The following is a 23,546-nucleotide window of genomic DNA, read 5'->3' on the forward strand; positions in this document are numbered from 1 at the left end:
GTGAGAGGCAGAAGGCCATGAAGGTCGACGGCAAGCATTTCCGCAGCATCTGGCGCGAGCGTGACGGCTGGTCGGTGGGCGCCATCGACCAACGCCGGCTGCCGCACGACTTCGTCGTCGCCCGCCTGACTTCGTGTGAGGACGCGGCGGTCGCGATACGGGATATGCTGGTTCGCGGTGCACCGCTGATCGGCGCGACCGCGGCCTATGGCATGGCGCTCGCTATGCGCGAGGACGCCTCCGATGCCGGCTTAAAACGCGCCTATGACACGCTGGTCGTGGCGCGGCCGACGGCGATCAACCTGAAATGGGCGCTGGACGAGATGCGCACGGCGCTCGCGCCGATCGATCCGGTCGAACGGGCGGAAGCGGCGTATGCCCGCGCCGACGAGATCGTGGAACAGGACGTCGAGATCAACCGCGGCATCGCTGCCAACGGCCTTGCGCTGATCGATGCGATGGTGGCCAAGAAGAAGCCGGGCGAGACGGTCAACGTGCTGACCCATTGCAACGCCGGCTGGCTCGCCACCGTCGACTGGGGCACCGCGACCGCGCCGATCTATCTCGCACATGAGCGCGGCATCAAGATCCATGTCTGGGTCGACGAAACCCGGCCGCGCAACCAGGGAGCCTCGCTCACGGCGTGGGAGCTCGGCCATCACGGCGTGCCGCACACGGTAATCCCAGACAATACCGGAGGGCACCTGATGCAGCACGGCATGGTCGATCTCGCCATCGTCGGCACCGACCGCGTCGCCGCCAATGGCGACGTCTGCAACAAGATCGGCACCTATCTGAAGGCGCTCGCCGCGCACGACAATGGCGTGCCGTTCTATGTCGCATTGCCGTCGCCGACGATCGATTTCGCGGTTGACGACGGCATCCGCGACATCCCGATCGAGCAGCGCAGCGGCACCGAAGTGACCGACATGACTGGCCGCACCGTGGATGGAAGGCTTGAGACTGTGCGGATCGTGCCCGAGGGCTCACCGGTCGCGAACTATGCGTTTGACGTGACACCGGCGCGGCTCGTCACCGGCCTCATAACCGAACGGGGGGTGCTCAAGCCGGATCGCGCCTCGCTCGCAGCTGCGTTCCCAGAGCGCATCGCCGCCGCGGCGGAATAGGGGTTCGCGCGAGGCGAGGTCGCCACGCGCCGTCATTGCTTCGTCGCTTCGCTCCTCGCAAATGACGAGAATGATAGACTACCCCAGCATAAGCCCCGTTGCGGCCTCCAGCTCGGCGATCGCCTGCGTGCCGCCGGTGACCTTGATCGTGGTCATGCCCATCTCGCGCGCCGGCTTCAGGTTCACGCCAAGATCGTCCAGATAAACGCAGTTCTTCGGGTCGACCTTCAACGTCTCGACCATCAGCTGGTAAATCCGCGGATCCGGTTTGCGCAGGCCGATCTTGGCGGATTCGATGACGTGATCGAACAGCACCATAACCTCGGCAACGTAGAGCGAGCGTCCGGTCATGCTGCCGATGGCATTGGCCGGCAGATTGTTGGTGATACAGCCGGTCTTGAATTGCGCCTTGATGCGCTTCAGCGCTTCGACCATCTCGGGGCGCAGATCGCCCTGCAGCAGCGGCAGCACCTCGCGGCCGCGAACTTCCGCCCCGAGGGCGAGTGATTCCGCCGCGAACAGTTTGTCGAATGTCTCGATATCGACCTCGGCGCGCTCAAATTTGGCCCAGGCATTTTCCAGATGATTGGCCGCGTTGGTGCGTCGGATGATGTCGGCCGGCAGACCGCGCTCTGTTTCGAATCGCGAGAATGCCTCGAACGGCGAACTCGTCAGCACGCCGCCAAAATCAAAGATCACAGCCTCGATCGCCACCAATTCCGCCCTCGTCAATTGCTTTCCAGGAGGGCTAGCATGCGCTATCGGCAAGGGCCAGTCCTGCCGATGCCAGAGCATGTTCCCATGAAGAAGGTCGTCACTCTCCTCGCAGCCGCGCTGCTGCTCACGATGCCCGCTCATGCCATCGTCGGCGGCGGGACGCCGCAAACCGAAGGTGTTGCGCGTGCCGTCGTCACCATCGTCGGCTCGCGCGGCAATTTCTGCACGGGCACCCTGATTGCGCCGAAGCTTGTGCTGACGGTCGCCCACTGTGTGCAGCCCGGCGCGGACTACAAGATCGTGGATCGCGGCGCCGACGGTCAGCCCCAATTGCTGAACGTTCGCACGGTCGCGATCCATCCGAACTTCAACATGCAGGCGATGCTGGCGCATCGTGCCACGGCAGACGTGGCATTGCTGCAACTTGAAATTCCACTCAAGGGAAAATCGACGGTGCCGGTCGGAATGCCGAATATTCCAATCCAGGTCGGCAGCCGTTTCACCATCGCCGGGATCGGCGTCACCATGCGCGGCGATGGCAAGAGCGGTGGCGCAATTCGCGTTGCCGGCCTTGTTGCCACCGGCCAGCCCGGCACGTTCCAGATTCGCCTGGTCGATCCCGTAACCAACGGCGTTCGCGACGGAATTGGCGCCTGCACCGGCGATTCCGGTGGCCCCGTGTTCGAGGACAAGCCTGATCGTGCCGTGCTTGTTGGGGTCATCAGCTGGTCGACGGGGCCGAATGGCGCCGCCGGCTGTGGCGGGCTGACCGGCGTCACGCCGTTGACGCTCTATCGCGACTGGATCTTGCAGACGGCGCGGAGCTGGGGCGCGGCGTTGTAGTTTGATCGCGACTTGATCTATGTCATTTTGCAAGGGAAGCGCGATGGGTGACCCTGCCCGTCGCAGAGGAAACGCGCCGCCATCAAGGCGGCCTGACCAAGACAAGGCATAGAATCAACAATGAATGTCGCTGTTCGCAATCACGCCTCGGCTAAACAGGCTTCAGAACATTTCGACGTGCTGATCGTCGGTGCCGGCATTTCCGGCATCGGCAGCGCCTATCACGTCAGCAAGCAGCTTCCGGGCACGAGCTACGTCATCCTGGAGACGCAGGCGACCTTCGGCGGCACCTGGAGCACGCATCGCTATCCCGGCATTCGATCGGACAGCGATCTCCATACCTTCGGCTACAGCTTCAAGCCTTGGGTCGGGCCGCCGATCGCGACGGCCGAGGAGATCCTCGCTTATATGAACGAGGTGATCGACGACAACGATATCGCCCGCCACATCCGCTACAAGCACAAGATCGTCTCGGCGAACTGGTCCAGCGAGCAGAATCTCTGGACCATCGAGGCGGTGACGACCGACACAGGCGAGGCAAAGACCTTTACCGCGAACTTTCTCTGGATGTGCCAGGGCTATTATCGCCATTCGGAAGGCTACACGCCGGAATGGAAAGGCACGGACCGGTTCAAGGGCCCCATCGTCCATCCGCAGACCTGGCCTGACGACATCGATCTCGAGGACAAGAAGATCGTCGTTATCGGCTCAGGCGCCACCGCGGCGACGCTGGTGCCGAATATCGCGGACAAATGCGCGCATGTCACCATGCTGCAGCGCTCGCCGACCTATTTCCGCCTGGGGCGCAACGCCATCGAGATCGCGGAGGAACTGCGCCGGCTCCAGGTCGACGAAGCCTGGATCCACGAAATCGTCCGCCGCAAGATTCTGTTCGAGCAGGATGCGTTCACCAAGCTCTGCCTGTCCAAGCCGGAGGAGGTGAAGAAGGAACTGATCGGCCAGATCAGCGCCGTGCTCGGTCCTGACTACGACGTCGAGACGCACTTCACGCCGAGCTACCGGCCGTGGCGTCAGCGCATCGCCTTCGTGCCGGATGCCGATCTGTTCAAAGGCATTGCCAGTGGCAAGGCCTCCGTCGTCACGGACGAGATCGAATGTTTCGTCGAGAACGGCATCCAGCTGAAATCGGGCCGGCTGCTGGAGGCCGACGTCATCATCACTGCAACCGGCTTCAATCTCTCGGCGCTCGGCGATATTGCCTTCGAGATTGACGGCAAGCCGCTCGCTTTCGGCGAAACGGTCACCTATCGCGGCATGATGTTCACGGGCGTGCCGAACATGGCCTGGGTGTTCGGCTATTTCCGCGCCAGCTGGACCTTGCGCGTCGATCTCGTCGCGGATTTCGTTTGCCGCCTGCTCGGCCACATGAAGGCGAAGGGCAAGAAGAAGGTCGAGGTGTCCTTGCGTGCCGAAGACCACAACATGCCGATCCTGCCCTGGATCGATCCGGAAAACTTCAACCCCGGCTACATCATGCGCAACATGAACTTGCTGCCCAGGCGCGGCGACAAGCCGGAATGGCAACACAGTCAGGATTACTGGACCGAGAAGGACGAAATCCCGAAGACGGATCTGGATGACAAGGCTTTTGTGTACGGGTGAGGTTTTCGAACGTCACGCGCTCCAATGCCGGCAAGGGGCGTCGTGCGCTACAATTGGTGGGCTCTAACGCTTCTGCTGGGCCGGCTTGCGCGGTGGGCGCGGAGCGACGGCGGCTGTAGGCATGCCGCTCATCTTGTTGCCGGCTTCGCTGAGGTCGAGCAGCGAACGCCTTGTGTCTTCGAGGAAGCTCGCCGATTTCTTCTTCATGGTGTCGGCGAGGTCGTGCAGCCCCTTCAGTTTTTCGAACAACTCGTCGGTCTTGCCATCGATGAAGCCGGGCACCGCGCCCTCGATCTTGGCGACGGCCTTGTCGAAACCGGCAAATGCATCGTCGACCTTGAGCATCACCGTGTCGATCTCGTCACCCCTGCCCCTGAGATCGGCGGTATGATCCTCGAACGTGCGCAGGCCATCCTTGATCGCGGGCGCATTGCTGACGATCGTGCGATCGACGCTGTGCAGCGTATCGACGATGGATTCGGCGTCGCTGAGATCGGCGATCAGTACGGGGATGCCGTCGGCATCGAGCGGCACCGGCGGCGCGGAGGGGGCACCGCCGATCAGCGAGACCGCGGCGACGCCGGTGAGGCCCTGGAACTCGATGCCGGCCACTGTGTCCTTGCGCAGCGGCGCGGCGTTGTCGAGCGACACCAGCGCCACGACCTTGCGCGGACTCTCCAGCTTGATCGAGAGGATCTGGCCAGCCGGCACGCCGTCGAAATCAACCGGGCCGCCGCTGCGCAGGCCGCTCGCGGAACCACCTTCGAAAACGACGCGCAACTGGCTGCGGCTCTGGCTGGCGCGCCATTTCTGCACGCCGAGTAGGCCGCCGAACGCGACGGCGATCACCGTCAGCGTCGCCGTGCCGATCACCAGATTGCTTGCGCGTGCCATGCGGGTGACTCTACGACCAAAGCCGGGAAGTTGGAAGCAGGCCGCATGGTACGCAGGGCGGCTTAGCGGAGCGTGACCCGCCGTCGTCTCAATCAGTTTCAGTTGGCGGATTACGCTGCGCTAATCCGCCCCCGTGCCACATCAATGCTTGGCGGCGCGTTTGGCGGCGGCATTGTTCAACACGATCAGCGCATCGACAGCGACACCCGTCCTGGCATTGATCAGGAACGGATTGACGTCGATTGACGCGATCCGGTCGCCGGCGTCCGCAATCAAATTGGAGAGCCCGACCAGCGCCTTCACGGCGGACGCCTCGTGCAATGCCGGCTTGCCGCGATAGCCGCGCATCTTGATGCCGGCCTTGGTGCGGCCGATCAGGAGCCGCGCCTCGGCCTCGTCCAGCGGTGCGCCCGCCAATGCCACGTCCTTCATCAGCTCGATATCGATGCCGCCGGTGCCGAACAGCACGACGGGTCCCATCTCGGCATCGAGCGAGGCGCCGACCACGAGCTCGAGGTCGGCCTTGACCTGCTGCGCGATCAGGATGCCGTCGACATCAGGCTTGCCCTTCAGCTTCTTCACCCGCGCGATGATGTCGGCAAACGCCTTCTTCACCTCGGCCGCGCTGGTGAGGTTCAGCACCACGCCGCCGATGTCGGATTTGTGCAGGATCTCGGCGCTGACGACCTTGGCGACGACCGGGAAGCCGATCTGCCTGGCGATCTTCACGGCCTCCGCCGCCGTCTGCGCGATTCCCTCCTTGGAGACCGGGATACCGTAGGCTTTCAGCAGCTTCTTCGAGGCGACCTCGTCGAGCGCGGCGCCACTCGCGGATTTCAGTGCCTTCTCCAGCACGGCGCGCGCGGCGGGCTTCGAGCTCGAGACGATGTCGGGGATTTCCTTGCGCAGCTTCGCATAGGCGAGCAGCGATTTGATCGCGGTCACCGCGCGGTCCATGCCCTGCATCACGACGAGATGCGGCAGCGATTTGCGCAAGCCTTTGGTGAACTCGGTGAAGCCGATCGACATCGCGCTGATATAGATCACGGGTTTTGAAGCACGGCTCGCCATGTCGTTGACGATGCGCAAATTGCGCTCGCGCTGCTCGTGCGGCGTCTTGGGAAACTCGGCGTCGACAATGACGATGTCGATATCAGGGTCGTCGATCATCAGCTTGATCGACTTCATGTAGACGGAGGGATCGACCACCGCGGCAAAGCCGGCATCGAGCGGATTGCCGATGATCGAGCCGGGACCCAGCATCTTTGCCAGCTCGCTGCTGACATGAGGGCTCAGCGGCGCAAAATTCAGGCCTTCGGCATAGAAGGCGTCCAGCAGCATGCCGCGCTTGCCGCCTGATAGCGTGACTGCCGCAAGCCGGTCGCCCCTGGGGACAGAGGCGTGGACGAAGCATTCCGTAGTCTCGATCAGCTCGTCGAGCCCGCTCACGCGGATCACGCCTTCGCGGGTTGCTATCGCATCGAATGTCTCGATCGAGCCCGCAAGCGCGCCGGTATGGGCCATCGCGGCGGCGCGCCCACCCTCTGACGATCCGAGCTTGAGCGCTATCACCGGCTTGCTTGCGGCGCGCGCAGCCTTGCAGGCGTCGCGAAACGCCTTGGTGTTGCGCACGCCTTCGAGATAGACCACGATCACCTTGATGCTCGGATCCTCGGCGAAATAGCGCATCAGGTCCGGCGTCTCCAGCCCGGCCTCGTTGCCGGTTGTCACCATGTAGCCGACGCCGACGCCGCGATCTTCCAGCGCCTGACGGATCGCCATCACGATGGCACCGGATTGCCCGGCAATCGCCACGGGGCCTTGTTCCATGCTGACGATTCGGTCGTCGATATTGGTGAAGAGCTTTTCACCGGCGCTCAAATTGCCCAGGCAGTTCGGGCCGGTGACGGCGAGCCCGGTCTCGCGCACCGCCCGTCGCAGCTCGACGGCGAGCTTCTGGCTCTCCTCGTCCTGCAACTCGCTGAAGCCCGAGGTGACGATGGTGGCGGACCGCGCACCGGCTGCGGCGGCGTCGCGGATCACCTGCACGGCAAAGCGTGCGGGCACCAGCACCAAAACGTGATCAGGCTTTTCGGGGAGGCTCGCAAAATCCTTGTAGCAGGGCACGTTCCAGATGGTCTCGCGCTTGGCATTGAGCGGATAGAGACCGCCCTCGAAGCCGTATTTGACAAGATTGTTCCAGATGCGCTCGGCGTAATTGCCCGGCTTGTCGGTCGCGCCCACCAGGACGATATTGCGGGGATGCAGCATGGCGTGGATGCCTTTGACGACGTCGCTGGCATCGGGCGAGGGAGACCATGGGTGGGCAGGACCCGACGCGGCAGAGACCCGAGCTTCCATGGCATGACCTCTTCTGTTGTTCTTTTTGATCGGTTGTTCTTTTTGGCGGCGTGTCACTTGATCGTATGGGGAGTTGCGTGGAGTGGCAACCAGCAGCGCTGCATGCCGCACGGCGGAATGAGCGGTGGGCTGCAATGTTGTGAGCGCTGAATCGATACCGGAGCGACCGATTGCGGGCAGCTATTCACGTTCTCCGATCAAGGTGGCATGCAGCAGGTAGCGTTCGAGGCCTGGCGTGACCGCGTCAAACGGCCAGCAAGTCGCAAGCACCAGCTCGAAGCCTTGAGGCGAGGGATCGATGCCCGATGCGTCGAAATGGACGACCGCCGTGGAATCCGCGCGATAACGAAAGCGTTTGCCGTCACTGCGCGTGACGTCGATCACGTCGCCAATGGCAACCCTGCGCAAGAAGCGGAAGTGGGTATCGCGATGAGCCGCATACACGGCGACGCCACGCTCGCCGGCGTCAACCGTGTCGCTGATGTGCCCGGGCCCGAAGGCGAGCGCCTGGCCGCTTGTGCCTTCCAGAACGATGGCACTGGCGCCGATCCGCTGCACCTCGATCCTTGCCACCGGCCATGTGTCGGCCCACGACCACGGTTTGACCGGTCGGCCGATCGCAATGCTGCTGTCGAACGCACGTTGCAGCAGCACCTGTGCAAGCCAGGCCTTGGCGTGAATGTAGGCGCCGTTGCCGAACAGGATGGCGCCGATCAGCGCGAGGATGAGGGGCGAGATGAAGCGGGGCATTACTTCCACCACGGTCATTGCTTCGCTGCGCTCGCAGTGACAGCAGAAAAAATACGCGCGCGGCCGTTGGGTTCGGGACGGGCAGCCGCGCGCGCAAAGGAAGAGGAGTTCGGGGGACTCCTCTCTCAAGCGGCGCCAGCGAGCAAGCTCTGACGCCGGTTGAACAGGAACAGGAGCAAGGCGAGCACGATCATGATCAGGCCTGCGATCATCTTCAGCCCGGCCGAGGTCGCGGTCTTGGGCAGGCGGATCGCATCCGATGTGACCGGTGCCGGTCGCCTTGCGGCAGGTTGGCCCGCATCGGCGTGGCGTTCGCGCAATTGCGTCGGCTGCGGCCGTTCGCCAAGCACTTTCGCGAAATCCCAGCCGGCAGGCAGGTTGACCGGCAGCTCGCTGAGCTCGAGCGGCGCGCCTTCGGGGCGGCTCGGCGTTTTGTCGACAGCGACGAGACTGGTCAGCCGCGTGACGATCTGATGCTCGAGCGCCAGGGCAAGGATCGTCTTGTCGGTATCCTCAGGCGTCATCTCGCGGAGCGTCCGCGCCACTTCGGCATCGCTGACCTTGCGCCTCGCCCAGAGCTTCGACAGGCCCTTGCCTTCGGCGGCATTTTGCAGCGGGAGCGTCACGGACCACGGGCGGTCGCCGACGCGCCCCTTGATCTCCAGCGAGCCCGCGAGCTTGTCGAGCTTCGCCGCCAGCACGAGCGGCTCGTCGCGATAGACGTCCGGAATGATCGCGGGCGTGATGTCGGCTTGGGCCTGAGAGAACTTTGCGGTGATGCCGGTGACGGCGGGATTCTCCAGCCTGGCGAACAGGCCGCGCATGCGCTCCTCGACCTGCTCGACGGACCCGATATGGGTGAAGGCGCCGCGGCCGAGTTCGGAAGCGCGCGTCATCAGATAGGTGTTCGGCGCGGAGCCGATGCCGACCATGAAGATTCGCGAGCGGCCGCGCATGGCCGTGATCGTCTCGAACAATTGCTGCTCGTTGCCGATCGCGCCGTCGGTCAGGAAAACGATCTGGCGAACCATGTTGATGTCGCCGAGCCTGTCGGTCAGCGCCGCGCGCATCGCAGGCACCATCTCGGTGCCGCCGCGCGCCTGCAGTGCGCTGACGAACGAGGTCGCTGCACCGACATGCGCGGCGTCGGCCGGAACCGAGGCCGGAAACAACACGTCCATGGTGTCGTCGAAACGGATCACGTTGAAGCGGTCGTCCGGCTGGAGGCGGCCCAGCGCATAGAGCAGGCTCGCCTTGGCCTGCTCGATCGAGGTGCCGCCCATCGAGCCGGAATTGTCGATCACGAACACCACTTCGCGCGGCAGCGGCTTTTGCGTCGCTTGCTCCGCGGCCGGCGGCGTGACGAAGGCAAGCAGGTAATCGGCATCGCCGACATGTTCGCGGAACAGCCCGACCGACGGCGCCTTCTCGGCAGCGGGCTTCCAGGTCAGCTCAAAATCGCGGTCGGCGGGCACGGCGCCGTCGGCAAGCGTCACCACGCGCGTGGTGTTATCAGGGCTCTCGATCTTGACATCGTGATGGTGGCTCTTCACCTCGCCGAGCGCGAAGCCGGCTTTCAGGTGCACCGTGATGCTGGTCGGATTGACCGGCGCGTTATTCGCGGGATCGACAACCGGCGGCGAGATGCGGTCACGGTCGGGCACCGGGTCCGAACTGGTCGAGCCCCAGCCGGAGCCGTCCTTGCCGAAGTCGACGCTCTGAACGATCGGCGCCGGATTGTAGCGCGGCCCGACGACGAGCGGCACACGCAGCGAATATTCGCTGCCGGATTGATGGACAGGCTCCTGATATTCGATCTGCACCAGGACGGTCTCGCCCGGACCGATATTGGCGACCGAATTGGTGAAGATGTTGGGCCGTTCCTGCTCGGTCAGCGCCGCCTTCTGTCCGCTGCGACGCGCCTGCTGGTAGATCACGCGGGCCTGCTGACGCTCCTTGATGTCGCCGACGATGATGCGGCCGCCAACGATCATCTTCAGCGTATCGACGGCACCGTCACCGGCGAGCGGATAGACATAGGTCGCCTCGACCCAAGCCTTGCTCGGATTACGAAACACCTGCGTGACGCGCGTGCGCAGCGTCGGGCCTGAGACCGTGATGTCGAAATCGGTCCCGAGGCGGATGGCTTCGGTCGTGATGCCGTCCTTCCGGAGCAGGAGGGTGCCGGAATTGGCGTCGCCGGGCTGGAGCAGGCTCGCTTGCTCTGTCGTCGCCGACCAGGAGGTCTCGAAGCTCACCAGCAGGGCGACGAAACTGACCAGGAGCACGGCAATGCTTTGCGCCAGAAGGAAAAGTCCGATCTTGATCAACCTTTTGAGCCAAGGGCTCTCGTCTGGGTGGTCGTCGCTGTCGACTGTGTCGTAAGTGTCCATTTGGCTTGCTCCCGAACGGTGTTGGACGTCGCTGAGCATCGGTCGGGCGGGGGCGATTTCGCGAGCAGAATGATCGGCAATGTTCCGCCGCGGTTGGCCTCCCCGGGCCGCCGCTTTGGCGGTCATGTCCGGTTTTGTGCTGATTGGTCCGCCCTGCTACAGTAGCGGGCGTGGAGCGGGGTTAACGATGCAGACGCAAGACAAGCTCTCCGACAGGCAGCTTTCGGACGAGCAGAGCCGGGAGGTCGCGGAGACGATCCGCGAGGAAATCGCCAGACGCCGGATTTCGCGGCAGGCGCTGGCCGAGCAGGCCAAGCTCAGCCTGTCGACGCTCGAGAAGGCGCTCGGCGGCCGCCGCCCGTTCACGCTGGCCACCACCGTCCGGCTGGAGCAGGCGCTGGGCGTGTCCTTGCGCAAGAGCATCGTTGCGCCGGCGCCCGCTGTTGGTAGCGATGTCGCGCCCGACAGTCTCGGCTCTTATTCGCATCGTGCGGTGACCTGGATCGAGGGCGTCTACATCACGCTGCGTCCGTCGTTTGGCGACAAGGATGCGATTTTTGCCTACCGCACCGAGATCGTCTGGGAGCCGAAGGTCTCGTCGCTGGTTTTCCGCGAAGGCGAGCGGACGGATACGGCCTATGAGCACACGGGTGAAGTTGCCGTGCCGCACCAGTCCGGCTTCATCTATCTTGTCATCAACAAGCATGGCCAGCACCGCGTGATCACGGTGTCGCGGCCGACCGTATCAGGCGCGATGTATGGCATCATTTCGACGCTACGCGCCGGCGCCGGCTCGCAACTGACGCCGGTCGCGGCGCCGATCGCCTATGTACCGGCACGAATTATCGCCGATCCGGCTGTGGGCCGGATCTCACAGGACCACGCGAACTACAAGCTGTATCGAGATCATCTTCGGCGTACCGTCGACGACTCCTTTGCGCTTTTCCTGCCGGCTTGATCTCGCCCGCTGACGCATGGAAAGATAGCGGCCTGTCGACCGCTATCCTGTGTCAGTTGCCTCCGGCCGAAACTAGCCGCTCGGCTCGGCGCTGATGATGGGGCCGAACAGCTCCCACTGGCCGCTCTTGAACCGCCACATTTTGAGCTGCTCGATCGGCGCGAAGTCGGTGGCCGAGGTGTTGATCGTAATCCCCGGGATCAGCGTGTCGGGGGTGAAGTCCTTCAGGCTGGCGGCCTGCTTCATCACGTTCTCGCGGGTCAGATTGTCCCCTGCCTGCTTCAGCACCTGCACCATGGTCTGGGCTGCGGCATAGCCGTAGACCAGATTGGCGTCCGAGATGTTCGCGCCCGGCATGTACTTCTCGATGAAAGCCATGAACTTCTTCATGCCGGCATCGTCCTTCCACTGCGGATCGGACGCATCCTTGAGGTAACCGGCCGACAGCACGCCCTCCGAGGCCTCGAGCCCGGCGGGCTTCATCACCGCGCCGATCGAAACCGAGACGTCGGTCATCAAATGCATCGGTTTCCAGCCGAGCTCGGCGATCTTCTTGATGGCTTGAGCGGCAAATTTCGGGGTCGCAATGTTCACGAAGACATCGGCGCCGGTGTCCTTGAGCTTGACGATATGGGCGTCGATCGAGGGCTCCGACGTCTCATAGCTCTCTTCGGCCACGATCAGCTTCGAGGCCTTGTCGCCGAACACGTCCTTGATGCCGGCGAGGTAATCCTTGCCGAAATCGTCGTTGGCGTAAAAGATCGCAACCTTTGCGTCCGGCTTCTCCTTCAGGATGTATTTGGCGAAGATCCGCGCCTCGACCCGGTAGCTCGGCTGGAAGCCCATCGTCCAGGGGAAATTCTTCGGATCATTCCACTTGCTGGCGCCGGTGGCGAGGAAGAGCTGCGGCACCTTCTTGGCATTTTGGTATTTCTGCACGGCGGTCTGGGTCGGCGTGCCCAGCGCGTTGAAGACAAGAAATACCTCATCGCTCTCGATCAGCTTGCGGATCTGTTCCACCGTCTTCGGCGGCGAGTAGCCGTCATCGTAGGAGATGAAGTTGATCTTGCGGCCGTTGATGCCGCCCTGGTCGTTGATCATCTTGAAATAGGCGTCTTCGGTCTTGCCGATGATGCCGTAGGCCGAGGCCGGGCCGGAATAGGCCTCGACATTGCCGATCTTGATCTCGGTGTCGGTGACCCCGGTGTCGTACGCCTTCTGCGCGAAGGCACCCTGGGTCGTGAGCAGCGTCAACGCGGTTGCTGCGGCAAGCAGGGAGAGTTTCCTGTTCATGAAAATTCCTTGCGGTTCGTCTGGATTGGAGCAGGCACGTCGAAAAACAAATGCGCCCGAGAGGAGCGCTTCGATCAGGCATTGGCGACTTTCTTGTCCACTTCGGAAGCAACGGAGAATTGCTTGCGCAAGGTCGGCTTGTGGATCTTGCCGGTGGCGTTGCGGGGCAGCGCATCGACGAAACGAACCTGGCGCGGGCATTTGAAGCGTGCGAGATTGGCGGCGCAGTGCGCGAAGACGTCAGCTTCCGTCAGCCGCTGGCCTTTTTTGGTCGCGACGATGGCGAGGCCGACCTCGCCCCATTGCGTATCAGGGATGCCGATCACCGCCGCTTCCGCAATCGCGCTGAGCTGGTGCAGGACGTTCTCGACCTCGGCTGGATAGACGTTCTCGCCGCCGGAGATGTACATGTCCTTCCAGCGGTCGACGATATAGTAGAAGCCCTCCTCATCCACGCGCGTCGCATCGCCCGTGTGCAGCCAGCCATCGGTGAAGGATGTCTCGTTCGCCTCCGGCCTGTTCCAGTAGCCCGGCGTGATGTTCGGCCCTTTGACCCAGAGCTCTCCGAGCTCGCCGACCTCGGCATCGCTGCCGTCGGGGCGGACGATGCGCACCTCGGTGTGCAGGACCGGCTTGCCGGCAGAGCCCGCTTTCCGCGCTGCGTCCTCGCGGTCGAGCACCAGCACGGCCGGCGAGGTCTCGGTCATGCCATAGCCCTGCTGGAGCGCGACGCCGCGCTCCTCCCATGTTTTCAACAGCGGCACCGGCATCGGCGCGCCGCCGACGCCGCAGACGATCAATCGGCTGAGATCGGTGGTCGCGAAGGCCGGATGCTGCGCCATGAATTGGTAGATCGCAGGCACGCCGAAGAACACATTGATGCCCTGCGCGGGATCGTTGATCAGGCCGAGCGCGGTGCCGGGATCGAAGGCGCGCATGATCATCACCGTGCCGCCGGCATGCAGCACCGGGTTGGTATAGCAGTTCAGCCCGCCGGTATGAAACAGCGGCAGCACGGTGAGCAACACCGATGCCGGCCCGATGCAGGCGGGGCCGCCGAGATTGACGCAATTCCAGAAGGTCATGCCGTGGGTGATGGTCGCGCCCTTCGGATGTCCCGTCGTGCCCGACGTGTACATGATGGTCGAGATATCATCGAGCGTGACCTGCTCGGTGCGGTCGAGCAGCTTGGCCCCGGCGATGCCGGCCTCATAGGTGCCGTCGGCACCGAGCAGCAGGCTGGTCGCGACGTTGCAGAGCTTTGCTACGGTGATCGCCGTCTCGGCGAGATCGGCATCGTGAATCATCACCTTCGGCGCACAATCGCCGGTGATGAACTGAAGCTCCGGAATGGTGAGGCGGGTGTTCAGCGGCACGAACACGGCGCCCACGCGTCCGCAGGCGAATTGTACCTCCAGCGTATCGGTCGTGTTCAGCGCCAGCACGGCGACGCGGTCGCCGCGCGAAACCTTCAGCGTATGACGGAAGAACGAGGCGAGGCGTGAGACGCGGGCGTCGAACTGCGCATAGGTGAAGCGGCGCTCGCTCGCGAGATCGACGGCCGCGATCTTGGAGGGCGCGCGACGGGCATGATGGGCGATCCAGTCGTAGTAACGAACGGCCAACAATCCCTCCCTCGGCGGTGTTTGCCGCCTGAATTTGAGTGCTGTGCACCATGCCCGGCGTGGCCTGGGAGGCCAGCCGGGAGTTTTTGTGCAGTAGTCTTTTTTGTTTGGAGTTGGCCTGCGAGGGACGAAAACCTCTTGCGTTGAGTTGCTAGGCGAGGACCTGCACCGGCAGGCCTTTCGGGTCAGCCACTCCGCGCAAGTGGCCCGCGAATGTTCCGGCCATGGTGCAACGACCGGAATCGCCGAAGGCGCAAGCCATGAAGAGCCCGTTCTATACCGCCGAGCACGATGCCTTCCGCGACGTCATGCGCCGCTTCGTCGACAACGAGATCACCCCGTTCGCCCATGAATGGGACGAAGCCGGCGAATTCCCCCGCGCGCTCTACCGCAAGGCGGCAGAGATCGGTCTGTTGGGGCTCGGATTCCCCGAGGAGTATGGCGGGATCCTTGCCGACCAGTTCATGAGGATCGTCGCGACCCAGGAGTTGGCGCGGGCCGGGGCCGGGGGCGTCAGCGCCAGCCTGATGAGCCACACCATCGGTTCGCCGCCGATCGCACGCGCAGCGCGGCCGGAGGTGAAGGCGCGCGTGCTGCCGCAGGTGCTCTCGGGCGAGAAGATCTCCGCGCTCGCGATCACCGAGCCCGGCGGCGGCTCTGACGTCGCGAGCTTGCGCACCAAGGCGCGGCGCGACGGCAATCACTACGTCGTGAGTGGCGAAAAAACCTTCATCACATCAGGCGTCCGTGCCGACTATCTGACCGTTGCCGTGCGGACCGGCGGCGAGGGCGCCGGTGGCGTCAGCCTGCTCCTGATCGAGGGCGATACGCCCGGCCTGTCACGCACGAAACTGAAGAAGATGGGCTGGTGGGCGTCCGATACCGCGACATTGCATTTCGATGAGTGCCGCGTGCCGGCCGAGAACTTGATCGGTGAGGAGGGCCAGGGCTTCAAGATCATCATGCAAAATTTCAACAGCGAGCGCATGGGCATGGCCGCAGGCTGCACCGCCTTCGCGCGCGTCTGTCTCGATGAGGCGATCGCCTATTCCAAGGAGCGCAAGACGTTCGGCAAGCCGCTGGCCCAGCATCAGGTCATCAGGCACAAGATCGTCGACATGGCGCAGAAGGTCGCGGCGTCGCAGGCGATGCTGGAGATGCTGGCCTGGCGGCTGGAGCAGGGCGAGAGCCCGGTCGCGGAAATCTGCATGATGAAGAACCAGGCAACCCAGACCATGGCGTTCTGCGCCTCGGAAGCCGTCCAGATCTTTGGCGGCGCTGGCTTCATGCGCGGCATCAAGGCGGAGCGCATCTACCGCGAGGTCAAGGTCAACGCCATCGGCGGCGGCACCGAGGAGATCATGAAGGATCTGGCCTCGAGGCAGATGGGGCTGTGAAGGACGAGGCTGAAAGAATGCTATTCACCGCCGACCACGACGAGATCCGTCGCTCCCTGCAAAAATTCATAGCCAACGAGATCAATCCGCATGTCGATGAATGGGAGAAGGCCGACATCTTTCCGGCGCATGCGCTGTTCAAGAAGATGGGCAGTCTCGGCTTCCTCGGCCTGAACAAGCCGATGGAGTTCGGCGGCTGCGGCCTCGACTATTCCTACGCGCTGATGATGGCGGAGGAACTAGGGGCCATCACTTGCGGCGGCGTGCCGATGGCGATCGGGGTGCAGACCGACATGGCAACGCCGGCGCTGGCCCGATTCGGCTCCGACGAGGTGCGGCGCGAATTCCTCAGCCCGTCGATAGCAGGCGATTACGTCGCCTGCATCGGCGTCTCCGAGCCGGGCGCGGGCTCGGACGTCGCCTCCATCAAGACCCAGGCGCGCTCCGACGGCGACGACTACCTCATCACCGGCGGCAAGATGTGGATCACCAATGGCACCCAGGCCGACTGGATCTGCCTGCTCGCCAATACCGGCGATGGCCCGGTTCACCGCAACAAATCCCTGATTTGCGTGCTCATGAAGAGCAAGGGCGTCACCGTGGCCCGAAAGCTCGACAAGCTGGGCATGCGCTCCTCCGACACCGCGCAGATCTTCTTCGACAATGTCCGCGTGCCCAAGCGCAACCGGATCGGCGAAGAGGGCAAGGGCTTTACCTACCAGATGATCCAGTTCCAGGAGGAACGGCTCTGGGGTGCGGCCGCCTGCCTCAAGGCGCACGAATACATCATCGATCAGACCATCGAATACACCCGCAACCGCAAAGCCTTTGGCCAGAGCATCCTCGACAACCAAATCGTCCACTTCAAGCTCGCGGAGATGCAGACCGAGGTGGAGCTCTTGCGCGCGCTGATCTATCGCGCCGCCGAGCAGCTGGTCGCCGGTGAGGACGTGACGCGGCTTGCGACCATGGCCAAGCTCAAGGCCGGCCGGCTCGGCCGCGAGCTCACCGACGCCTGCTTGCAATATTGGGGCGGAATGGGCTTTACCAACGAGACGCCGGTCAGCCGCGCCTATCGCGACAGCCGCCTGACCTCGATCGGCGGCGGCGCCGACGAGGTCATGCTGATGGTCCTGTGCAGGATGATGGGCACGTTGCCAGGTAGTAAAGGGAAGGCATGATGATCACGCTCTATCATTGCGACGCCGCGCGCTCGTTCCGTCCGCTCTGGATGCTGGAGGAGATGGGGCTGTCCTATGAGCTGAAGATGCTGCCGTTCCCGCCGCGCGTCTTCGCCAAGGACTATCTCGCGCTCAATCCATTGGGCACGATTCCGTTCATGGTCGACGGCGAAACCAGGATGACGGAGTCATCGGGCATCTGCCATTATCTCGGCGTCACGCACGGGCCGACACCGCTGATGGTCAACCCCGAAGATCCCGCCTATGGCGCTTTCCTGAACTGGATGTATTTCAGCGACGCGACGTTGACCTTCCCGCAAACGCTGGTGCTTCGCTACAGCCAGCTCGAGCCGGAGGAGCGCCGCAATCCGCAGGTCGCCACCGACTATGCAAAGTGGTTCCTGGGGCGGCTGCGCGCCGTCGAGGCAGCGACCGCCAATGCCGAAACCTTGTGCGCGGGCCGCTTCACCGCCGCTGACATTGTCATCGGTTACGCGCTCCGCCTCGCCCACACCATTGGACTCGCCAAGGATTTTGGACCGAATGTCGCAGCCTATTGGGCGCGCCTGCAGCAGCGCGACGGGTTCAAGCGCGCTGTGGCTGCCGAGCAGAAGGCCGGCGCCGAACAGAATGTTGCGCCGCGCGTGAGACCGTAAACATTCCGCACGGCGGGACTACGATCTCCGCGCGGTTCCGGGAAGACAGATCGTCGTACCGGAATGGTAATCTTTTGCGCGCCATGACAGCGCTACCCGCCGTGACAGCGCCCAAATTTCCGCTAAGCTGACCTCCGTCCGCAGCGGCCGAAGAGCCGCGCGAGGAGGATACGCAATGGAAGACACGGGTCGCGAATCCGACCATCTGATGCTGATCACGCCGGAGCGGGTGTTCTATGCCGGTTTGCTCGGCAGGCCTCGCAAGCGGACCCCGGGCTGCTGCCACGTCTATGTGGCGGTGAAGGGTAGCCTGCATCTCACCATCGACGACGTCCTCGCCTCCGCGGAGCTGTTCGTCACCCTGCCGAACCAGCGGCATTCCATCGCCGGCGACTACCGCACCGCAATCAGCGTGACGCTCGAGCCGGAAAGCATGCCAGATGGCGTGCTGGAGGCCTTGGCCCGGCGGCTGATGGGGCCGGATCGCGCTGCGTACGCCAGAAAAGTCCTCGCCGCCTATGCGCTGCTGCGGCAGCGCCGCTATGGCGACATCACCACCGCTGAATTCGACGAGATGTGCTTTGGCGAAGCACTGCCGCGCCGCGTGCTCGACCCGCGCGTCACGCGCGCCGTTGCCCGCATCGAACGCTTCTCCGGTGAGCCTGTCACCGCGGATACCTGCGCGGCCGAGGCGGGCCTCTCGACCTCGCGCTTCCTGCATCTCTTCAAGGAGGAGACCGGCATCTCGTTCCGCTCCTTCCGCGCCTGGAAGCGCGCGCGGCATCTGCTGCACTTCGCCAACCAGGACCTCAACCTCGCTCATCTCGCGCAGGACATCGGCTACCCCGATAGCACCCATTTCAGCCACTCGATCCGCCGCTTCTACGGATTGAAGCCGCGCGCGATCTTCGTCGGCTCGCGCGATCTTGCGATCTATCGCAGCACCGAGACCGTGCGGCTCGATATCGCTTCGTAGGGTGGGTTACGCCTTCGGCTAACCCACCCTACGGCATCTCGTTTCTCAGCTTCTCCGCGCAAGAAGCTGCATGCCCTGCATCACATGATTGCATCGTTGAATTCTCAACGTGCGAGATAGCTGTGGCATGAGCGACAAGGCCGTCATCACCTGCGCGCTGAACGGCGTGCTCACCGACCCCAAACAGCACAACGTCCCTGTCACGCCCGAGCAGATGGCGCGCGAGGCAAAGGCTGCGTTCGATGCCGGCGCCTCCATCATGCACATCCATCTGCGCCAGCAGGCGCCGGGCAAGGGCCATCTGCCGTCCTGGGAGGTGAGCGTCAGCAAGGAAATCCAGCAGGCGATCCGTGAAGCCTGTCCCGGCGTCATCATCAACCACACCTCGGGTGTTTCTGGCCCGAACTACAGCGGCGCCCTGGATTGCATCCGCGAAACCAGGCCGGAGATCGCCGCCTGCAACGCGGGCTCGCTCAACTATCTGAAGGTCAAGGCCGACAACAGTTGGGCCTGGCCTCCGATGATGTTCGACAACGCGGTCGAGAAGGTGAAGGACTATCTCGACGTCATGGACGAAGTCGGCACCATTCCCGAGTTCGAGTGCTTCGACGTCGGCATCGTGCGCTGCGTCGGCATGTATACCCAGGTTGGCATGTACAAGGGCCCGCTCGAATATAACTTCGTGATGGGTGTCGCGTCGGGAATGCCTTCGGATCCGGAGCTGCTGCCGATCCTGATCAAGCTGAAGCGCCCCGAGGCGCAATTCCAGGTCACGGCGATCGGCCGCGAGGAGATCTGGCCGCTGCACCAGCGCTGCGCCGAGCTAGGCGGTCACTTGCGCACCGGTCTCGAGGACGCCTTCTATCTCGCCGACGGCAAGAAGGTGACATCAAACGGCCAACTGATCGAGGCCATTGCGGCTTGCGCCCGCCGCGCCGGCCGCGAGGTCGCGAGCCCCGCCGAGGCGCGGAAGATCTTTGGGACGAACAGATAGCCCCAGCCGTCATATCGAGCGAAGCGAAGCAATCCAGAGTGCATCCGCGGAAACAGACTGGATTGCTTCGTCGCCAGCGCAAAATTGCTTCGCAATTCTGTCGCGGGCTCCTCGCGGTGACGGGTAGGAAAGAATCATGTCCATTCTCGAAAACACCATTTCCACCGGCAGCGCCGCCTACCGCGCAAACCGCGACGGCATGCTCGCGCTGATTGATCGCATGCGCTCGCTCGAAGCGCGCACGCGTGCCGCGTCGGCCGCGGCAAAGGATCGCTTCCACAAACGCGGCCAGCTCTTGCCGCGCGAGCGGGTCGCGCTGGTGCTCGACCCCGGCGCGCCCTTCATCGAGCTCTCGACACTCGCCGGCTACATGTTCGATGTGCCCGATGCGAGCAAGAGCGTGCCGGGCGGCGGTGTCATCGCCGGTATCGGCTTCATCTCAGGCATCCGCTGTATGGTCAGCGCCAGCGATTCCGGCATCGATGCCGGTGCACTCCAGCCCTACGGCCTCGACAAGACACTGCGGGTGCAGGAACTGGCGCTGGAGAACAAGCTGCCTTACGTCCAGCTCGTCGAAAGCGCCGGCGCCAATCTCCTGCGCTACCGCGTCGAGGACTTCGTCCGCGGCGGCAATATTTTTCGCAACCTTGCGCGGCTCTCGGCCGCAGGCCTGCCCGTCGTCACCGTCACGCACGGTTCGTCCACCGCCGGCGGCGCCTACCAGACGGGCCTGTCCGACTACATCGTCATGGTCCGCGGGCGTACGCGCGCCTTTTTGGCCGGGCCGCCGCTGTTGAAGGCTGCAACCGGCGAGATCGCCACCGAGGAGGAGCTCGGCGGCGCCGAGATGCATACGCAAATCTCCGGCCTCGGCGACTATCTCGCCGAGGACGACCGCGACGCCCTGCGCATCGCGCGCGAGATCATGGCGGCGCTGGAATGGGAGCGGCCGGGCGGGGCGGCTCGAGAGTTCGAGCCGCCGCGCTACGATCAGGACGAGCTGCTCGGCATCATGCCGATGGATCACAAGCGCACCGTCGACATGAAGCAGGTGATCGCCCGCATCATCGACGATTCCGATTTCACCGAGATGGCCTCGAATTACGGTCCGGCCACCGTCTGCGGCCATGCCCGCATCGAGGGCCATGCCATCGGCATCATCACCAACAACGGTCCGCTCGATCCTGCCGGCGCCAACAAGGCGACGCATTTCATCCAGGCTTGCTGCCAAACCCGCACGCCGATCCTCTATCTCAACAACACCACCGGCTACATGGTCGGCAAGGCCTATGAAGAAGCCGGCATGATCAAGCACGGCTCGAAGATGATCCAGGCGGTGACCTCGGCGACGGTGCCGCAGATCACGATCTATTGCGGGGCGTCGTTCGGCGCCGGCAATTACGGCATGTGCGGCCGTGGCTTCCATCCACGCTTCTGCTTCTCCTGGCCCAACGCCAAGACCGCCGTGATGGGCGGCGAGCAGGCCGCGGAAACCATGGCGATCGTGACCGAGGCGGCGGCGGCGCGCCGCGGCAAGCCGATCGGGAAGGACAAGCTGGATGCCATGAAGGCCGAGATCGTCGGCGTGTTCGACGGCCAGATGGACGTGTTCTCGACCAGCGCGCGCGTGCTCGACGATGGTGTGATCGATCCGCGCGACACCCGCGCGGTCTTGTCCGAGGTGCTGGCCATCTGCCGCGAGGGCGATCGTCGCGCGCCCCAACGCATGCAGTTTTCGGTGGCGCGGCCATGAGGAACGGATCAGTGCCGCACCGGCCGTTCCACAGGGTCCTGGTCGCCAATCGCGGCGAGATCGCGCTGCGCGTGATGCGTAGCGCGCGGCGGCTGGGCCTCGGCGTTGTGGCCGTCTATTCGGATGCCGATCGTGATGCGCTCCACGTCCAGCGGGCTGATCAGGCCGTGCGGATCGGTGAAGCCTTGCCGGCGCAATCCTATCTCAACATCTCCGCGATCATCGCAGCTGCCAGGGCCAGCGGCGCGGATGCCGTTCATCCCGGCTATGGTTTCCTCGCCGAGAATGAGGACTTCGCACAAGCCTGCAAGGACGCCGGGCTCGTCTTCATCGGCCCATCGCCGCAGGCGATCGCGGCGATGGGCAACAAGGCCGGCGCCAAGGAGATCATGAAGAAGGCCGGCGTGCCTGTCGTGCCCGGCTATCAGGGCGCCGACCAGAGCGACGAGGTCATGCTCGCGGAAGCCGGGAAGATCGGCTTTCCCGTGATGATCAAGGCGGTCGCGGGCGGCGGCGGTCGCGGCATGCGGCTCGTGACTGATGCCGCATCGTTCCCTGATGCGTTGCGCAGCGCGCGGTCAGAAGCCAAAGCCGCATTCGGCGATCCGACCGTGATCCTCGAACGCGCCGTCGAGAATCCGCGCCATATCGAGATTCAGGTGTTCAGCGACATCCATGGCAACGCCATCCATCTCGGTGAGCGCGATTGCTCGGTGCAGCGGCGGCACCAGAAGCTGATCGAGGAGGCGCCGTCGCCGGCCGTCACGCCGGAGCTGCGCGCGAAGATGGGCGAAGTCGCCGTCGCTGCGGTCAAGGCGCTGCGTTATGAGGGCGCGGGCACGCTGGAATTCCTGCTCGATGAGAGCGGCGAATTCTACTTCATGGAGATGAACACGCGTCTTCAGGTCGAGCATCCCGTCACCGAGGCGATTACCGGGCTCGACCTCGTCGAGCTGCAATTGCGCGTTGCGCGCGGCGAGCCCCTGCCGGTGAAGCAGCAGGACATCAAATTGTCCGGTCACGCCATCGAGGTGCGGCTCTGCTCGGAAGATGCCGCGCAGGATTTCATGCCGCAGTCCGGCCGCATGGCGCGCTGGCAGGTACCCGATGGCATCCGCGTCGAGCACGCGCTGCAATCGGGCTTGGAGATTCCGCTATTCTACGATTCCATGATCGCCAAGATCATCAGCCAGGGCGCCACGCGCGAGGAGGCGAGGGGGCGGCTGATCGTCGGCCTGGAGCAACTCACCGCGCTTGGCGTCACGACCAATCAGGCATTTCTGCTGACGTGTCTGCGCCATCCCGGCTTTGCCAGGGGCGAGGCGACGACGGCCTTCATCGGCGCGCATCGCGACCAGCTGCTGCGGCCGGAGAATGCTGCATTCGATACCGCGCTCGCGGGCCTGCTGCTCTACGTTACCAATCCGCGCGCACCGTCATGGCGGCGTGGCCGGAGCCTGTCGGCAACGTTTCCTCTGCCCGCGAAAATCGAAATCGCCGGCCATGCGGTCGAGCTCGAAATCACCCGCGAGCGCGATGGCAGCTACACCGTCGCCACCGGCAGCCGAGAGGACAAGTTCGAGATCGAGCACGTCGATCCCGATGCCGTCCGCTTCCGCCGCGACGGCGTCACGGACAGCGTAAAATTCCTGCGCGATGGCGACAGGCTCTATCTCCAGCACCGCGGCATCGCGCTCGCGGCCACCGACCTCACCCTCGCCCCACCGAAGGCCGCGGCAGGCAACGGCGGCGACGGCAAAGTCCGCGCGGCCATGAATGGTCGCGTCGTTGCGGTGCTGGTCAAGCCGGGTGATCGCGTCACATCAGGCCAGCCGGTGTTGACGCTGGAAGCGATGAAGATGGAGCACGTCCACAAGGCCGGCATCGACGGCGTGGTCGCCGCGATCGAGGTCGCCGAGGGCGAGCAGGTCACGACGGGCAGGATCGTGGCGGAGATTGGGGCGGGGTAGCGGCTGTCGTCGTCATCGCCGGGAGCGAGAGCAAG

The 23,546-nt window shown here is 64.0% G+C and carries 18 protein-coding genes; 11 read left to right on the forward strand and 7 right to left on the reverse strand.

Annotated features, from left to right (window positions below; all coding sequences use genetic code 11):
- Positions 1–17 precede the first annotated feature (17 nt).
- Positions 18–1,127 (forward strand): S-methyl-5-thioribose-1-phosphate isomerase, encoded by a 1,110-nt coding sequence (gene mtnA / locus ACVIIW_RS10885; protein ID WP_456700735.1) that lies wholly within the window; start codon positions 18–20, stop codon positions 1,125–1,127.
- 78 nt (positions 1,128–1,205) lie between these two features.
- On the opposite strand, the gene ACVIIW_RS10890 is transcribed toward mtnA, so the two are convergent.
- Positions 1,206–1,841, reverse strand: a complete 636-nt coding sequence (locus ACVIIW_RS10890; protein ID WP_456700736.1) for an HAD-IA family hydrolase — start codon at positions 1,839–1,841, stop codon at positions 1,206–1,208.
- Positions 1,842–1,928: 87 nt separating this feature from the next.
- Here ACVIIW_RS10890 and ACVIIW_RS10895 point away from each other — a divergent pair, with 87 nt between their 5' ends.
- Positions 1,929–2,687, forward strand: a complete 759-nt coding sequence (locus ACVIIW_RS10895; RefSeq protein WP_456700737.1) for a S1 family peptidase — start codon at positions 1,929–1,931, stop codon at positions 2,685–2,687.
- A 120-nt stretch (positions 2,688–2,807) separates the two neighbouring features.
- Positions 2,808–4,310 (forward strand): flavin-containing monooxygenase, encoded by a 1,503-nt coding sequence (locus ACVIIW_RS10900; protein WP_456700738.1) that lies wholly within the window; start codon positions 2,808–2,810, stop codon positions 4,308–4,310.
- A 63-nt stretch (positions 4,311–4,373) separates the two neighbouring features.
- Here ACVIIW_RS10900 and ACVIIW_RS10905 read toward each other — a convergent pair whose 3' ends face one another.
- The 4 genes from ACVIIW_RS10905 to ACVIIW_RS10920 all read right to left on the reverse strand — a co-directional run bounded on the left by ACVIIW_RS10905 (position 4,374) and on the right by ACVIIW_RS10920 (position 10,708).
- The gene (locus tag ACVIIW_RS10905; protein ID WP_456700739.1) at positions 4,374–5,204 is read right to left on the reverse strand and encodes an MlaD family protein; all 831 of its coding nucleotides are present in this window, start codon (positions 5,202–5,204) and stop codon (positions 4,374–4,376) included.
- 141 nt (positions 5,205–5,345) lie between these two features.
- Entirely contained in the window at positions 5,346–7,565 is a 2,220-nt protein-coding gene (locus ACVIIW_RS10910; RefSeq protein ID WP_456700740.1) for an acetate--CoA ligase family protein, read from the reverse strand.
- Between the two features lie 180 nt (positions 7,566–7,745).
- Positions 7,746–8,315, reverse strand: a complete 570-nt coding sequence (locus ACVIIW_RS10915; RefSeq protein WP_456705130.1) for a class GN sortase — start codon at positions 8,313–8,315, stop codon at positions 7,746–7,748.
- Between the two features lie 125 nt (positions 8,316–8,440).
- Positions 8,441–10,708, reverse strand: a complete 2,268-nt coding sequence (locus ACVIIW_RS10920; RefSeq protein ID WP_456700741.1) for a marine proteobacterial sortase target protein — start codon at positions 10,706–10,708, stop codon at positions 8,441–8,443.
- Between the two features lie 187 nt (positions 10,709–10,895).
- Between ACVIIW_RS10920 and ACVIIW_RS10925 the strand changes: the two genes are divergently transcribed.
- A complete protein-coding gene (locus ACVIIW_RS10925; RefSeq protein WP_456700742.1) occupies positions 10,896–11,666 on the forward strand; it encodes a helix-turn-helix domain-containing protein in 771 nt (256 codons plus the stop codon).
- A 72-nt stretch (positions 11,667–11,738) separates the two neighbouring features.
- Here ACVIIW_RS10925 and ACVIIW_RS10930 read toward each other — a convergent pair whose 3' ends face one another.
- Positions 11,739–12,959: an ABC transporter substrate-binding protein gene (locus ACVIIW_RS10930; RefSeq protein WP_456700743.1), complete on the reverse strand. Its 1,221-nt coding sequence runs from the start codon at positions 12,957–12,959 to the stop codon at positions 11,739–11,741.
- A gap of 74 nt (positions 12,960–13,033) precedes the next feature.
- Complete coding sequence (locus ACVIIW_RS10935) at positions 13,034–14,584, reverse strand: acyl-CoA synthetase (protein ID WP_456700744.1); 1,551 nt, start codon at positions 14,582–14,584, stop codon at positions 13,034–13,036.
- A gap of 260 nt (positions 14,585–14,844) precedes the next feature.
- On the opposite strand from ACVIIW_RS10935, the gene ACVIIW_RS10940 reads away from it, so the two are divergent.
- The 7 genes from ACVIIW_RS10940 (at position 14,845) to ACVIIW_RS10970 (ending at position 23,511) form a co-directional block, all read left to right on the forward strand.
- Positions 14,845–15,981, forward strand: a complete 1,137-nt coding sequence (locus tag ACVIIW_RS10940) for an acyl-CoA dehydrogenase family protein (RefSeq protein ID WP_456700745.1) — start codon at positions 14,845–14,847, stop codon at positions 15,979–15,981.
- Positions 15,982–15,998: 17 nt separating this feature from the next.
- Positions 15,999–17,162 carry an acyl-CoA dehydrogenase family protein gene (locus tag ACVIIW_RS10945; RefSeq protein ID WP_456700746.1) on the forward strand — a complete coding sequence of 388 codons (1,164 nt, stop codon included), beginning with the start codon at positions 15,999–16,001 and terminating at the stop codon, positions 17,160–17,162.
- Entirely contained in the window at positions 17,162–17,818 is a 657-nt protein-coding gene (locus ACVIIW_RS10950; protein WP_456700747.1) for a glutathione S-transferase family protein, read from the forward strand. The genes ACVIIW_RS10945 and ACVIIW_RS10950 overlap by 1 nt, the downstream gene beginning before the upstream one ends.
- Positions 17,819–17,993: 175 nt before the next feature.
- A complete protein-coding gene (locus ACVIIW_RS10955; RefSeq protein ID WP_456700748.1) occupies positions 17,994–18,794 on the forward strand; it encodes a helix-turn-helix domain-containing protein in 801 nt (266 codons plus the stop codon).
- Positions 18,795–18,921: 127 nt separating this feature from the next.
- Complete coding sequence (locus ACVIIW_RS10960) at positions 18,922–19,788, forward strand: 3-keto-5-aminohexanoate cleavage protein (RefSeq protein WP_456700749.1); 867 nt, start codon at positions 18,922–18,924, stop codon at positions 19,786–19,788.
- A 136-nt stretch (positions 19,789–19,924) separates the two neighbouring features.
- Complete coding sequence (locus tag ACVIIW_RS10965) at positions 19,925–21,541, forward strand: acyl-CoA carboxylase subunit beta (RefSeq protein ID WP_456700750.1); 1,617 nt, start codon at positions 19,925–19,927, stop codon at positions 21,539–21,541.
- Positions 21,538–23,511 carry an acetyl-CoA carboxylase biotin carboxylase subunit gene (locus tag ACVIIW_RS10970; RefSeq protein WP_456700751.1) on the forward strand — a complete coding sequence of 658 codons (1,974 nt, stop codon included), beginning with the start codon at positions 21,538–21,540 and terminating at the stop codon, positions 23,509–23,511. The genes ACVIIW_RS10965 and ACVIIW_RS10970 overlap by 4 nt, the downstream gene beginning before the upstream one ends.
- The last annotated feature ends 35 nt before the right edge of the window (positions 23,512–23,546 follow it).

The organism is Bradyrhizobium sp. USDA 4449 (assembly GCF_054056275.1).

Coding starts and splice junctions, on each gene's coding strand:
- ACVIIW_RS10895 (WP_456700737.1), top strand. CDS start 1,929: ATGAAGAAGGTCGTCACTCTCCTCGCAGCCGCGCTGCTGCTCACGATG.
- ACVIIW_RS10940 (WP_456700745.1), top strand. CDS start 14,845: ATGAAGAGCCCGTTCTATACCGCCGAGCACGATGCCTTCCGCGACGTC.
- ACVIIW_RS10905 (WP_456700739.1), bottom strand. CDS start 5,204: ATGGCACGCGCAAGCAATCTGGTGATCGGCACGGCGACGCTGACGGTG.
- ACVIIW_RS10950 (WP_456700747.1), top strand. CDS start 17,162: ATGATCACGCTCTATCATTGCGACGCCGCGCGCTCGTTCCGTCCGCTC.
- ACVIIW_RS10955 (WP_456700748.1), top strand. CDS start 17,994: ATGGAAGACACGGGTCGCGAATCCGACCATCTGATGCTGATCACGCCG.
- ACVIIW_RS10960 (WP_456700749.1), top strand. CDS start 18,922: ATGAGCGACAAGGCCGTCATCACCTGCGCGCTGAACGGCGTGCTCACC.
- ACVIIW_RS10970 (WP_456700751.1), top strand. CDS start 21,538: ATGAGGAACGGATCAGTGCCGCACCGGCCGTTCCACAGGGTCCTGGTC.
- ACVIIW_RS10915 (WP_456705130.1), bottom strand. CDS start 8,315: ATGCCCCGCTTCATCTCGCCCCTCATCCTCGCGCTGATCGGCGCCATC.
- ACVIIW_RS10945 (WP_456700746.1), top strand. CDS start 15,999: ATGCTATTCACCGCCGACCACGACGAGATCCGTCGCTCCCTGCAAAAA.
- ACVIIW_RS10910 (WP_456700740.1), bottom strand. CDS start 7,565: ATGGAAGCTCGGGTCTCTGCCGCGTCGGGTCCTGCCCACCCATGGTCT.
- mtnA (WP_456700735.1), top strand. CDS start 18: ATGAAGGTCGACGGCAAGCATTTCCGCAGCATCTGGCGCGAGCGTGAC.
- ACVIIW_RS10900 (WP_456700738.1), top strand. CDS start 2,808: ATGAATGTCGCTGTTCGCAATCACGCCTCGGCTAAACAGGCTTCAGAA.
- ACVIIW_RS10925 (WP_456700742.1), top strand. CDS start 10,896: ATGCAGACGCAAGACAAGCTCTCCGACAGGCAGCTTTCGGACGAGCAG.
- ACVIIW_RS10965 (WP_456700750.1), top strand. CDS start 19,925: ATGTCCATTCTCGAAAACACCATTTCCACCGGCAGCGCCGCCTACCGC.
- ACVIIW_RS10920 (WP_456700741.1), bottom strand. CDS start 10,708: ATGGACACTTACGACACAGTCGACAGCGACGACCACCCAGACGAGAGC.
- ACVIIW_RS10930 (WP_456700743.1), bottom strand. CDS start 12,959: ATGAACAGGAAACTCTCCCTGCTTGCCGCAGCAACCGCGTTGACGCTG.